This window comes from Mycobacterium sp. WUMAC-067, assembly GCF_020217485.1.
Lineage (GTDB): Bacteria > Actinomycetota > Actinomycetes > Mycobacteriales > Mycobacteriaceae > Mycobacterium.
This window is the reverse complement of record NZ_JAEKMI010000014.1, coordinates 53,365-65,856: the sequence shown is the minus strand read 5'-3', so window position 1 is coordinate 65,856 and position 12,492 is coordinate 53,365. Positions and strand designations below refer to the sequence as shown.

The following is a 12,492-nucleotide window of genomic DNA, read 5'->3' as shown; positions in this document are numbered from 1 at the left end:
CACCGTGAGCGGCGGTGGCCCGCTGGCCGGGGTGCGAGTCATCGAACTCGGCGGCATCGGACCGGGGCCGCACGCGGGAATGATGCTCGCGGATCTGGGCGCAGACGTGGTGCGGGTGCGGCGGCCCTCGGGCGGTCTCGAAATGCCGGCCGAGAGCCGGGACTTGTTGCACCGCGGCAAGCGGGTCGTCGACCTCGACGTCAAGTCGCAGCCTCAGACACTGCTGGACCTCGCCGCCAAGGCCGACGTGCTGCTGGACTGCTTTCGGCCCGGCACGTGCGAACGACTCGGCATCGGTCCGCAGGATTGCGCCGCGGTCAACCCGCGGCTGATCTTCGCGCGGATCACCGGCTGGGGGCAGGACGGGCCGCTGGCGCACACGGCGGGTCACGACATCAACTACCTGTCGCAGACCGGCGCGCTCTCGGCGCTCGGCTACGCCGACCGGCCGCCGATCCCGCCGCTGAACCTGGTCGCCGACTTCGGCGGCGGCTCGATGCTGGTGCTGCTCGGCATCGCGGCCGCGCTCTACGAACGGGAACGTTCGGGCAAGGGTCAGGTCATCGACGCGGCGATGGTCGACGGGGTCAGCCTGCTGGCCCAGATGATGTGGACCATGAAGTCCACTGGCGCACTGCGGGACCGACGCGAATCCTTCCTGCTCGACGGCGGCGCCCCGTTCTACGGTTGCTACGAGACCGCCGACGGTGGCTACGTGGCCGTCGGGGCCATCGAGCCACAGTTCTTCGCGGCGTTGCTCGATGGGCTCGGCCTGTCACCCGAGGACGTGCCCGGCCAGCGCGACCGGGACTCCTACCCACAGATGCGCGACGTCTTCGCGAAACGGTTCGCGAGCCGGACCCGTGACGAATGGGCGCGGACGTTCGCCGGCACCGATGCGTGCGTCACCCCGGTGCTGACGTGGACCGAAGCCGCTGCCGACGACCACTTGCGGACGCGGTCCACCGTCATCACCGCCCACGGTGTCGACCAGGCCGCACCCGCCCCACGCTTTTCGCGAACACCGTCCGGACCCATTGAGCGACCGCCGGCGGCGACCACACCGCTTGACGAAATCAACTGGTAGACCGTCGATTACATCGAACCTATCCACGCCTGGGCCGGCGTTGCTAAATTTGATCTCAGTGGCCGTAAAAGCATCACGCGAATTTGTCGTCAACGCGCCGCCAGAAGTGGTCATGGAGGCGCTGACAGATGTCGGCGTCCTCTCGTCGTGGTCACCGCTGCACAAACACATCGAAGTGATCGACCGGTATCCCGACGGCCGGCCCCACCACGTCAAGACCACCATCAAGATTCTGGGCCTCGTCGACAAGGAGATCCTGGAATATCACTGGGGCCCCGACTGGGTCTGCTACGACGCCAAGGGAACCTCACAGCAGCACGGCCAACACGTCGAGTACAACGTCAAACCCGAAGGCGTCGGCCAGACCCGGGTGCGTTTCGACATCACCGTCGAACCGGGCCGGCCCATGCCCGCGTTCATCGTCCGGCGGGCAAGCGAAAGCGCCCTCGACGGGGCGGAAAAGGGATTGCGCGACATGGTGATGCGCGCCAATCGTTCAGCCGAGCCGGAATAGAGGGTGTCTGTGGTTTTAGGGCCTCACCGGTTGCGGCGCTGTTGTTAACTTATTAGTAGTGGCTGTACAAGCATCGTCGGAAATCGTGATCGATGCGCCTCCGGAGGTCATCATGGAGGCGCTCGCCGATATGGACGCGGTGCCGTCGTGGTCGTCGGTGCACAAGCGGGTCGAGGTCGTCGACAAGCACCCGGACGGGCGGCCGCACCATGTGAAGGTCACGATCGCGGTGACCGGCATCCACGACACGGAACTGCTCGAATACCACTGGGGGCCCGACTGGATGGTGTGGGACGCCCACAAGACCGCCCAGCAACACGGGCAGCACGGGGAGTACAACCTGAGCCGGGTGGGCGACGACAAGACCAGGGTGCGGTTCACCATCACCGTCGAACCGTGGGCCCCGCTGCCGGAGTTCTGGGTCGCGCGGGCCCGCAAGAAAATCCTTCATGCCGCGCTGGAGGGCTTGCGCAAGCGGGTGATGGGCCGCGAGGGCTTCGGCCCGGCTAGGTAGCGCCGTCCTTGAGCGCGGACAATCGCTTGATCGCCTCATCGAGCGTGTCGTCGCGTTTGCAGAAGGTGAAGCGCACCAAGTGATTCCACACGTCGGCCGGCCCGTGCACGGTGTCCGGATCGCAGAAGGCCGACATCGGGATCGCCGCGACCCCGACCTTTTCGGGTAGCGCCGCGCAGAACGCGGAGCTGTCGTCGTAGCCCAGCGGGCGCGGATCGGCGCACAAGAAGTACGTGCCGGCGCTGTCGTGCACCTCGAACCCGATGTCGGTCAGCCCGGCGGCCAGCCGATCGCGCCTGGCCTGCAACGTGGCGCGCAGGTCGTCCACCCACGCGCCCTCCCGCTCCAACGCCAAAGCCACGGCCGGCTGGAACGGCGCGCCGCCGACATAGCTCAGATACTGTTTGGCCGCGCGCATTCCGGCGATGAGTTGCGCTGGGCCGCAAGCCCATCCGATCTTCCAGCCGGTGCAGTTGAACATCTTGGCGGCGCTGGAGATGGTGATCGTCCGCTCGGCCATGCCGTCGAAACCGGCCAGCGGCACGTGCTGGCGGCCGTCAAACACCAGATGTTCGTACACCTCATCGGTGATCACCAACAGGTCGGCCGCGACGGCGATCTCGGCGATGGCGGCCAGCTCGGTCGCGCCGAGCACCGTGCCGGTCGGGTTGTGCGGTGAGTTGACGATCAGCGCGCGGGTCCTCGGCGTCACCGCGCGGCGCAGTGCGTCGGCGTCCAGGGCGAAACCGCGGCCGTGGGGGACCAGCGGCACGGCGACCCGCCGCGCGGAGGCCATCGCCACCACCGGCGAGTAGGAGTCGTAGAACGGCTCGATGAGCAGGACCTCCGAGCCGGGCTCGATCAGGCCGATCACCGCCGAGGCGATGGCCTCGGTCGCCCCGACCGTCACCAGCACCTCGGTGTCGGGGTCGTACTCGATGCCGTATTGGCGGCGACGCTGGGCGGCGATCGCGTGCCGCAGCGGCGCGATGCCGATCCCCGGCGGGTACTGGTTGACGCCGTGGGCGATGGCCTCCTGGGCGGCCTTCAGCATGGCCGGCGGCCCGTCCTCGTCGGGAAATCCCTGGCCGAGGTTCACCGCCCCGATCCGCGCGGCCAGGGCCGACATCTCGGCGAACACCGTGGTCGCGTACGGACGCAGTCGCGAGACCGTCATGGTGGACGAGCTTAGGCCCGGCGACGATGCGCGCCGCGGTGCGGCGCGAGGAGGAGGCGGGCAATCGAGCTTAGGCCCGGCGGCGATGCGCGCCGCCCCGGGCGTGACTGCAGCGTCACGCTCGCCGCCGAACGTGACTGTCGCGTCACGCTCGAGGCCCTGACCTGCGCCGACCGGCTCAACCAACAGGTTGGCCGGGCCCTGCTGTTAGGGTGGTGCGGGACCTAGTCTTGAAGACGGGATTCGAACCCTATTCGCGAACAAGGAAGTCGTCATGTCCGAAGAAGCTTTCATTTATGAGGCCATCCGCACGCCGCGGGGCAAGCAGAAAAACGGCTCGCTCAACGAGGTGAAGCCGCTCAACCTGGTCGTGGGCCTGGTCGACGAGCTGCGCCGGCGTTACCCCGACCTGGACGAGAACCTGATCAGCGACATGATCCTGGGCGTCGTGTCCCCGGTCGGCGACCAGGGCGGCGACATCGCCCGCACCGCGGTGCTGGCCGCGGGCCTGCCGGAGACCACCGGGGGCGTCCAGCTCAACCGGTTCTGCGCCTCCGGCCTGGAAGCCGTCAACACCGCCGCGCAGAAGGTGCGTTCCGGCTGGGACGACCTGGTGCTGGCCGGCGGCGTCGAGTCGATGAGCCGCGTGCCGATGGGCTCCGACGGCGGCGCGTGGGCGACCGACCCCGAGACCAACTACCGGATCGGCTTCGTGCCGCAGGGTATCGGCGCCGACCTGATCGCCACCATCGAGGGCTTCTCCCGCGAGGACGTCGACGCCTACGCGTTGCGCAGCCAGCAGAAGGCCGCCGAGGCGTGGTCGGGCGGCTACTTCGCCAAGTCGATCGTGCCGGTGCGCGACCAGAACGGCCTGGTCGTGCTCGACCACGACGAGCACATGCGGCCCGAGACCACCATGGAGGGCCTGGCCAAGCTCAAGACGGCGTTCGACGGCGTCGGCGAGATGGGCGGCTTCGACGACGTCGCGCTGCAGAAGTACCACTGGGTCGAAAAGATCAACCACGTCCACACGGGCGGCAACAGCTCCGGCATCGTCGACGGCGCCGCGTTGGTGCTGGTCGGTTCGGAGGCCGCCGGCAAGTCGCAGGGGCTGACCCCGCGGGCGCGCATCGTCGCGACCGCGACCAGCGGCGCGGACCCGGTCATCATGCTGACCGGCCCGACGCCCGCCACGCAGAAGGTCCTCGACCGGGCCGGGCTGACCGTCGACGACATCGACCTTTTCGAGCTCAACGAGGCGTTCGCGTCGGTGGTGCTGAAGTTCCAGAAGGACCTCAACATTCCCGACGAGAAGCTCAACGTCAACGGCGGCGCCATCGCGATGGGCCACCCGCTGGGCGCCACGGGCGCCATGATCACCGGCACCATGGTCGACGAGCTCGAGCGCCGCAACGCGCGTCGCGCCCTGGTCACACTGTGCATCGGCGGCGGCATGGGTGTCGCCACCATCATCGAGAGGGTTTAAGGCCATGGCAGAGAACACAATTCAGTGGGATAAGGACGCTGACGGCATCGTCACCCTGACGATGGACGACCCCACCGGGTCGGCCAACGTGATGAACGAGCACTACAGCGAGTCCATGCACAACGCCGTCGAACGCCTTGTCGCGGAGAAGGATTCGATCACCGGTGTGGTGATCGCCAGCGCGAAGAAGACGTTCTTCGCCGGGGGTGACCTGAAGGGCATGATCAACCTCGGCCCCGAGAACGCCGGCGAGGCGTTCGACACCGTCGAGTCGGTCAAGCGCGACCTGCGCGCGCTGGAGACCCTGGGCAAGCCGGTGGTGGCCGCCATCAACGGCGCCGCGCTGGGCGGTGGCCTGGAGATCGCGCTGGCCTGTCACCACCGGATCGCCGCCGACGTCAAGGGATTGGTCGTCGGTCTGCCCGAGGTGACGCTGGGCCTGCTGCCGGGCGGCGGCGGGGTGACCCGCACCGTGCGGATGTTCGGCATCCAGAACGCCTTCATGAACATCCTGTCCCAAGGCACCCGTTTCAAGCCGGACAAGGCCAAGGAGATCGGCCTGGTCGACGAGCTCGTCGGCTCCGTGGAGGAATTGGTGCCCGCCGCCAAGGCATGGATCAAGGCCAACCCCGACTCGCACGAACAGCCTTGGGACAAAAAGGGTTACAAGATGCCCGGCGGCACCCCGGCCAGCCCCGCGCTGGCCGGCATCCTGCCGTCGTTCCCGGCGCTGCTCAAGAAGCAGCTGAAGGGCGCCCCGATGCCGGCGCCGCGGGCCATCCTGGACGCGGCCGTCGAGGGCGCGCAGGTGGACTTCGACACGGCCAGCCGCATCGAAAGCCGTTACTTCACCCAGCTGGTCACCGGCCAGGTCGCCAAGAACATGATCCAGGCGTTCTTCTTCGACCTACAGCACATCAACGGCGGCGGTTCCCGCCCCGACGGCATCGAGCCGGTCAAGATCAACAAGATCGGCGTGCTGGGTGCGGGCATGATGGGCGCCGGCATCGCGTACGTCTCGGCCAAGGCCGGCTTCGACGTCGTGCTCAAGGATGTCAGCCTCGAAGCCGCGCAGAAGGGCAAAGGTTACTCGGAAAAGCTTGAGGCCAAGGCGCTTCAGCGCGGCAAGACCACCGAGGAGAAGAGCAAGGCGCTGCTCGAGCGCATCACGCCGGCCGCCGACCCCGCCGACCTCAAGGGCGTCGACTTCGTGATCGAGGCCGTCTTCGAGAACCAGGAACTCAAGCACAAGGTATTCCAGGAGATCGAGGACATCGTCGAACCCAACGCGCTGCTCGGGTCGAACACCTCCACGCTGCCGATCACCGGTCTGGCGACCGGAGTCAAGCGGCAGGAGGACTTCATCGGGATCCACTTCTTCTCGCCGGTCGACAAGATGCCTCTGGTGGAAATCATCAAGGGCGAGAAGACATCCGACGAGGCCCTGGCCCGGGTGTTCGACTACACACTGGCCATCGGCAAGACCCCGATCGTCGTCAACGACAGCCGCGGCTTCTTCACCAGCCGCGTGATCGGCACGTTCGTCAACGAGGCGCTGGCGATGCTCGGCGAGGGCGTGGCCCCGGCCAGCATCGAGCACGCCGGTTCGCAGGCCGGCTACCCGGCGCCGCCGCTGCAGCTGTCCGACGAGCTCAACCTGGAGCTGATGCACAAGATCGCCGCCGCCACCCGCAAGGGCGTCGAGGACGCCGGCGGCACCTACGAGCCGCATTCGGCCGAGGCGGTGGTCGAGAAGATGATCGAGATCGGACGGCCCAGCCGTTTGAAGGGCGCCGGCTTCTACGAGTACGTGGACGGCAAGCGGACCCGCCTGTGGCCGGGCCTGCAGGAGACGTTCAAGTCGGGCAGCGCGGACATTCCGTTGCAGGACATGATCGATCGCATGCTGTTCGCCGAGGCGCTCGAGACGCAGAAGTGCCTGGACGAGGGCGTGCTGACGTCGACCGCCGACGCCAACATCGGTTCCATCATGGGTATCGGCTTCCCGCCGTACACCGGGGGCAGCGCGCAGTTCATCGTCGGCTACTCCGGTGCCGGCGGCACGGGCAAGGACGCCTTCGTGGCGCGCGCCAAGGAACTGGCCGCCAAGTACGGCGACCGCTTCCTGCCGCCCGCGTCGCTGACGTAAGCCCTACCGCGAGCAGACGCGGAATCGCACTGCGCGGGGATTCCGCGTGCGATTCTGCGTCTGCTCGCCGGTCAGGGGCGCCGCTGGAACAGGTAGTAGCGAGCCGGGGTTTTCTCCGCGCGGTCCAACTCGCGTTCGGCGCCCGCGGACAACAGCGTCCAGCTTTGCGTGAACCGCTGTTCCATCTCGGCGTGATCGACGCCGCGCACCCCGACCCGGCCGCCGGGCACGAACGCGACAATCAACAGCCGGGCACCCGGGGCCGCCACGGCGCTGATCTCCCGCACATAGGCGTCGCGGTCCGCGTCGCTCATGTTGTGCAGGCACCCGTTGTCGACGATCAACTCGAAGTTCGCACCGATTCCGGCCTGGCTCAGCTGCGTGACGTCGGCCTGGACGAAGTCCACCGCCGCGCCGGCCGCGCCGGCCTTGGCCCGCGCCCGTTCGAGGGGTTTGGCCACGAAGTCGACCGCGGTGACTTTCCAGCCGTGTTGGGCGAGGTAGATCGAACAGTCCCCGGTACCGCATCCGAGTTCAAGGGCGGACCTGGCGGGAAGCGCGACGGCGTCGCGGGTTCCCTCGACCAGGTCCCGGACGCTTTGGGCGAGCGGATGACCGTCCCACGGGGTGAAACCGATGCGGTAGAAGATCCGAAACAGCGTCTGCTTGGAAGCCATAGCTCACCCTAAGCGTGCCGGTCACCTTTTATCGGGTGGCGGCGGCGATCCGGCGCCATTCCTCCCGCGGGAAGGCCCTCGGATCGGCCCGCAGCACCTGCACGCAGACGTGATCGGCGCCGGCGGAACGATGCTCGGCGACCCTGCGCATGATGGCGTCTTCGTCACCCCAGGCGATGATCGCGTTGAAGAGCCGGTCACTCACCTGCGCCACATCATCTTCGGAGAAGCCGCTGCGCAGCAGGTTGTTGGCGTAGTTGGGCAACGCCAAATAGGACCGCAGCCACTCAATTCCGATCTGGCGTGCCTCGTCGGGGCTGTCGGTCAGGATCACCGTCTGCTCCGGCAACAGCAGCGGACCCTGGCCCAAAGCCGAACGCGCAGAAGCGGTGTGGTCGGGAGTGACGAGGTAAGGGTGGGCGCCCGCGGCGCGGCTCGCGGACAGCTTCAGCATCTTCGGTCCGAGCGCGGCAAGAACCCGGCGCTCGATGGGAACCGGCCGCGGCGCGGCATCCAGCCCGTCCAGGAAGGACGCCGTCGCCGCCAGCGGTTTGCGGTAGCGCCCGGGCTGGCCGGCATCGATCAGCGGTGCGTGGCTGACGCCGATTCCCAGCAGGAAGCGGTCCCCGTGCTCGGCGGTCAGCGTCGCATAGGATTCGGCGACGTCGCCGGGCGCATGCATCCACAAATTCAGGATGCCGGTCGCGATCACGGTCCGTTTGGTCGCGGCGAGCAGATGACCCACCGCGTCGAACACCGGGCCGCCGACGTCGGGTATCCACAGCGCAGGGAAGCCGAGTTCATCGAGTTCGGCTGCCGCGTCGGCGGATTCGGCCGGGTCGCCGTAGCGCAGCTGACTGCTCCAGATCCCAACACCGGTCAGTTCCATCTGAGACCTTCCCTTCTTGGCATGCGCTTCGGTCCGCGTCCTACCGGACATGCTGTCAGACGTCGCATCCGGTGTAGTCGGGGACCGGCATCGAATCGTGCATGCGGACGCCCTTGGTGTTCAGCTTGGCCAGCGACTGGGACAGCGACCCGGGCATCGCCGAGATCAGTTGGGCTCCACGGGTTAACGCCCAGACTCCAGCGCGGGAACCGGGAATGATCCCCTTGGCGGCGCCGCGGGCGAAGGACCGGCTCCGATGCACCGGTTCGCGCATCTGCAGTTCGTAGGCGGCGAAGGCGCGCAGGTGGTCGCCGTCGGCCCGGGCGAGCTCTCCGGCCAGCACGTAGGCGCCGAGGACGGCGAGGCTGGTGCTGCCGCCCACCGCCGGCCCGGGGCAGTATCCGGCGTCGCCGACCAGGGTGACGCGGCGGCGCGACCACCTGTCCGTGCGCAGCTGGGTGATGGAGTCGAAGTAGAAGGTGGGCGTGCGCTCGATTTCGGCCAGCCAGCCGTCCACCTGGTCATGCATCCCGGCGAACGCGTCGCGCAGTAAACCCTTCTGCCGCAACACATCACGGTGGTCGTAGTCCAAACCCTCCTTATTGCGAAACAGGAACACCACCCGCGCGTCGTCCAGGTGGTCCGCGGTGTAGATCCCGGCGAAGCGGCCGACGCCGAGGTGGCCGACCATCTCGCCGGGCTCGACCAGCGTCTTGGGCGCCGACAACACCGACAGGTATCCGCCGAGGAAGCGCGTCAGGCCGGCCTCCTCGCCGAAGGTGAGGCGCCGAACATTGGAATGCAGGCCGTCGGCGCCGACGATGACGTCGAAGCCGCGCGCCGGGGAGCGCTCGAATGTCACGGTGCCGTCGTGCTCGATCGCGGTGATCGAATCGCCGAACAGGTACTCGACCTCGTCGCGGGCGGCGTCGTAGTAAATCTCGCTGAGGTCGTCGCGCATGATTTCCACGTGCCGGTCGGAGCTGGCGGCGTAGATCTTGGTGAGGTCGATCTCGGTGGCCCGCGGCCGGCCTTCCCGGTACAACGCCATCCGGTTCGTTCCGGTGGCCAACGACTCGATGCGCGGCAGGACGCCCATCTTCGCCGAGATCTCCATCGCGGGACGGAACAAGTCGACGGCGTGGCCGCCGGTTTTGCGCAGTGCCGGGGCGCGCTCGACGACGGTGACGTCGAAGCCGTAACGGGACAGCCAGTACGCCAGGACCGGGCCGGCGACGCTGGCGCCGGAAATGAGTATCCGCACGATCCACCTCCCGACTTACTTAACGTTCGGTAAGCATAACATCCCACTTACCGATCGGTAAGTCAGGTAAGCTCTGGGGGTGAGCAGGCCCCGGTCGGACACGCGCGAGCGGATTCAGGAGGCCGCTCGCGAGCTGTTTCTGCAGCGGGGCGTGCAGCGCACCAGCCTGCAGGACATCGCCAACCAGTTGGGCATCACCAAACCCGCGCTGTACTACCACTTTCCGTCACGCGAGGACCTGGTGCGCAGCATCCTGGTGCCGCTGATCGACGAGGGCGAGCGATTCGTCGCCGACCACGAGGTCCGCGGCGCCGTCGATGCGCGCGAGTTGTTGGAAGGCTATTTCGATTTTCACTACCGGCACCGCCGGGATCTGGTGCTGTTGCTGACCGAGTTGTCGACGCTTATCGATTTGGACCTCATCGACACCGTGCTCGCGTGGCGCGAGCGGTTGGCGCGGCTGGTGTTCGGCGAGACGCCGACGCTCGCGCAGTCCACCCGCGCGGTCGTCGCGTTCGGCGGGTTGCAGGACTGCTGCGTGCAGTTTCCCGACGCGCCCCACGGGGAGTTGCGGGAGAAGTCCGTGGCGGCCGCACTTGACGCGCTGCGTGGCTGAGATCTGGCCGGGCTAAGGTCCGTTGGTATGCGCTTCGGTCTCTTCATTCCGCAAGGCTGGCGAATGGATCTGGTCGGCATCGAACCCGAGAAACACTGGGCGGTGATGCGCGACCTGGCCGATTACGCGGATCGGGGGAGTTGGGACTCGCTGTGGGTCTACGACCATTTCCACACCGTGCCGGTGCCCACCGGGGAAGCCACCCACGAAGCGTGGTCGCTGATGGCCGCGTACGCGGCCACCACGTCTCGGATCAAGCTCGGCCAGATGTGCACGGCGATGAGCTACCGCAACCCGGTGTACCTCGCCAAGGTGGCGGCGACGGCCGACATCATCTCCGGTGGCCGGATTCAGATGGGCATCGGTGGCGGCTGGTACGAACACGAATGGCGCGCTTACGGTTACGGATTCCCGTCGGCGGGCGTGCGGTTGGGCCGGTTGGACGAGGGCGTCCAGATCATGCGCGACGCCTGGCGTGACGGCAAGGTCAGCTTCGACGGCAAGCACTACCAGGTGGACGGCGCGGTCGTCTCGCCTAAGCCCTTGCAAGACAACGGAATTCCGCTTTGGATCGCCGGCGGTGGCGAGAAGGTGACCTTGCGTATCGCCGCACGGTACGCGCAGTACACCAACTTCACGCCCGAGCCGGAGACGTTCGCCCACAAGTCGCAGGTGCTGGCCGAGCACTGCCGCGACATGGGCACCGACTTCGACGCCATCGTGCGTTCGGCCAATGTCAACGCCGTCGTCGGCACATCGGAGGCCGACGTCAAAGACCGGCTGCAACGGGTCCGCGACCGCATGGTCGGTTACGTCGGCGAGGCCGCCGCGGATGCGATGATCGCCGGCACCAGCGGGCCGGATTCGGCAACGGGCACACCGGAACAGGTCATCGAGCGCCTGACGAAGCTCCGCGACCTCGGTTGCGAGTACGCGATCTGCTATTTCCCCGAGGCTGCCTACGACCGCTCGGGCATCGAGCTGTTCGAACGAGAGATCATTCCCGCGCTGAGCTAGTCGCGGCGCCGGCCTGGGCCGGGTGAGCTCGCCCGGGCGCGGGGTTGCCACTCGCGCGATCTACGTCAGCACTTTCGCCTCCGCCGAGGCGCTTCAGCAGGTGTTGGACATGGGCGTGGTCGAGGGCACCTCATCGGCAATCAGCCAGATCGACGACCTGGTTGCCTCCTGAATTCGCGCCGATGCCCGAACGCTAGCGGTAGCGCAGCCCTGTCAGCATCAGTGCGGCGCCGCGAGGTCAGACGTCGGTTGTGACGTATCTCGTCTTGACCGGAGGCGCGGCCAGCAACGGAGGCAGCTGGGTCAGCTTTCCTTCGCCGGCGCGAAACGCGCGGTACGCCTCGTCGTGCTCGACCGTCTCCCAGATCTCGTAGATGAGCCAGTGCGCTTCGTCGTCCTCGTCGACGAGCACGTCGGTGCGAACGTTGCCGTCGAATGCCCGGGTGTCTTGCAGCGCCCGGCCCATCAGCTCGCGCCCCGCGGCGACCTCGTCGGGCTTGAACCTGAGCTCGAGTATCACGGTGACCGTCATGGCGCCAACATATCTCCCCCGCGCTGCCGCCGATGTTCAGCCGTTGTGCGGCGACGAGAATGTGGTTTCCACTTTTCGGAAAGCTGTTATACGGTTCAGTGAGTTCTGTTGGCGGAATGTCGACGATCCTGGAGGATCCCCCGATGCAGAAGGCGCTAGCCCCCGAGATCTCTACCTGGCCCGATGAGAGCCCGCAGCTGATCGGCAGCCGATGCGGCAGCTGCGAGGCCACCACCTTCCCCGTGCAGCAGTGGTGCCCGCGTTGCAGCGGCGGCGAGATGTCCGACGTGTTGTTACCGCGCCGCGGGACGCTGGTGGCGTGGACGACGCAGGGCTTCCCCCCGGGAGCCCCCTACATCGGCCCGGCCGGAAAGGACTTCGTCCCGTTCGGAGTGGGTTTGGTCCAGCTCGGTGACGTCATCCGCGTCGAAGGGCGGTTGACCGAGAACGACCCGGCCAAGCTGCAGTTCGGCCAGGAAGTCGAACTCACCATGGTGCCCCTGGCCACCGACGACGAGGGCGCCGAAATCATGACCTTCGCGTTCCAGCCGGTCTAGCGGCGGGCCGCTG

The 12,492-nt window shown here is 67.3% G+C and carries 13 protein-coding genes and 1 pseudogene; 9 read left to right on the top strand and 5 right to left on the bottom strand.

Annotated features, from left to right (window positions below; all coding sequences use genetic code 11):
* Positions 1-4 precede the first annotated feature (4 nt).
* Genes JF781_RS12420 through JF781_RS12410 form a run of 3 tightly spaced genes read left to right on the top strand, consistent with a single transcriptional unit; the run spans position 5 to position 2,115 of the window.
* A complete protein-coding gene (locus tag JF781_RS12420; protein WP_225327373.1) occupies positions 5-1,087 on the top strand; it encodes a CaiB/BaiF CoA-transferase family protein in 1,083 nt (360 codons plus the stop codon).
* A 58-nt stretch (positions 1,088-1,145) separates the two neighbouring features.
* Entirely contained in the window at positions 1,146-1,601 is a 456-nt protein-coding gene (locus JF781_RS12415; RefSeq protein ID WP_225327372.1) for an SRPBCC family protein, read from the top strand.
* Between the two features lie 58 nt (positions 1,602-1,659).
* Positions 1,660-2,115 carry an SRPBCC family protein gene (locus JF781_RS12410; RefSeq protein WP_225327371.1) on the top strand — a complete coding sequence of 152 codons (456 nt, stop codon included), beginning with the start codon at positions 1,660-1,662 and terminating at the stop codon, positions 2,113-2,115.
* Here the strand turns inward: JF781_RS12410 and JF781_RS12405 are convergent.
* Positions 2,108-3,292, bottom strand: coding sequence for a pyridoxal phosphate-dependent aminotransferase (locus JF781_RS12405; RefSeq protein ID WP_225327370.1), 1,185 nt, complete (start codon positions 3,290-3,292; stop codon positions 2,108-2,110). The two genes, JF781_RS12410 and JF781_RS12405, sit on opposite strands and share 8 nt — an antisense overlap.
* Before the next feature lie 274 nt (positions 3,293-3,566).
* On the opposite strand from JF781_RS12405, the gene JF781_RS12400 reads away from it, so the two are divergent.
* Together JF781_RS12400 and JF781_RS12395 are read left to right on the top strand one after the other, a co-directional pair.
* Positions 3,567-4,778, top strand: a complete 1,212-nt coding sequence (locus JF781_RS12400) for an acetyl-CoA C-acetyltransferase (RefSeq protein ID WP_225327369.1) — start codon at positions 3,567-3,569, stop codon at positions 4,776-4,778.
* 4 nt (positions 4,779-4,782) lie between these two features.
* Positions 4,783-6,927, top strand: coding sequence for a 3-hydroxyacyl-CoA dehydrogenase NAD-binding domain-containing protein (locus tag JF781_RS12395; RefSeq protein WP_225327368.1), 2,145 nt, complete (start codon positions 4,783-4,785; stop codon positions 6,925-6,927).
* A 71-nt stretch (positions 6,928-6,998) separates the two neighbouring features.
* On the opposite strand, the gene JF781_RS12390 is transcribed toward JF781_RS12395, so the two are convergent.
* From JF781_RS12390 to JF781_RS12380, 3 genes are read right to left on the bottom strand one after another with little or no spacing between them, the layout of a single operon-like run.
* Positions 6,999-7,604, bottom strand: a complete 606-nt coding sequence (locus tag JF781_RS12390; RefSeq protein ID WP_225327367.1) for a class I SAM-dependent methyltransferase — start codon at positions 7,602-7,604, stop codon at positions 6,999-7,001.
* A gap of 28 nt (positions 7,605-7,632) precedes the next feature.
* The gene (locus JF781_RS12385; RefSeq protein ID WP_225327366.1) at positions 7,633-8,493 is read right to left on the bottom strand and encodes an LLM class F420-dependent oxidoreductase; all 861 of its coding nucleotides are present in this window, start codon (positions 8,491-8,493) and stop codon (positions 7,633-7,635) included.
* A 55-nt stretch (positions 8,494-8,548) separates the two neighbouring features.
* Positions 8,549-9,757, bottom strand: coding sequence for an FAD-dependent monooxygenase (locus JF781_RS12380; RefSeq protein WP_225327365.1), 1,209 nt, complete (start codon positions 9,755-9,757; stop codon positions 8,549-8,551).
* Positions 9,758-9,836: 79 nt separating this feature from the next.
* On the opposite strand from JF781_RS12380, the gene JF781_RS12375 reads away from it, so the two are divergent.
* From JF781_RS12375 to JF781_RS12365, 3 genes and pseudogenes are all read left to right on the top strand, one after another.
* The gene (locus JF781_RS12375) at positions 9,837-10,373 is read left to right on the top strand and encodes a TetR/AcrR family transcriptional regulator (RefSeq protein ID WP_225327364.1); all 537 of its coding nucleotides are present in this window, start codon (positions 9,837-9,839) and stop codon (positions 10,371-10,373) included.
* Between the two features lie 27 nt (positions 10,374-10,400).
* Positions 10,401-11,390 (top strand): LLM class F420-dependent oxidoreductase, encoded by a 990-nt coding sequence (locus tag JF781_RS12370; RefSeq protein ID WP_225327363.1) that lies wholly within the window; start codon positions 10,401-10,403, stop codon positions 11,388-11,390.
* A 61-nt stretch (positions 11,391-11,451) separates the two neighbouring features.
* Positions 11,452-11,562 (top strand): annotated as a pseudogene (locus JF781_RS12365) (SRPBCC domain-containing protein); the annotation flags it as partial.
* 66 nt (positions 11,563-11,628) lie between these two features.
* Here the strand turns inward: JF781_RS12365 and JF781_RS12360 are convergent.
* The gene (locus JF781_RS12360; protein ID WP_225327362.1) at positions 11,629-11,922 is read right to left on the bottom strand and encodes a putative quinol monooxygenase; all 294 of its coding nucleotides are present in this window, start codon (positions 11,920-11,922) and stop codon (positions 11,629-11,631) included.
* A 143-nt stretch (positions 11,923-12,065) separates the two neighbouring features.
* Here JF781_RS12360 and JF781_RS12355 point away from each other — a divergent pair, with 143 nt between their 5' ends.
* Positions 12,066-12,479 carry a Zn-ribbon domain-containing OB-fold protein gene (locus tag JF781_RS12355; RefSeq protein ID WP_225327444.1) on the top strand — a complete coding sequence of 138 codons (414 nt, stop codon included), beginning with the start codon at positions 12,066-12,068 and terminating at the stop codon, positions 12,477-12,479.
* The last annotated feature ends 13 nt before the right edge of the window (positions 12,480-12,492 follow it).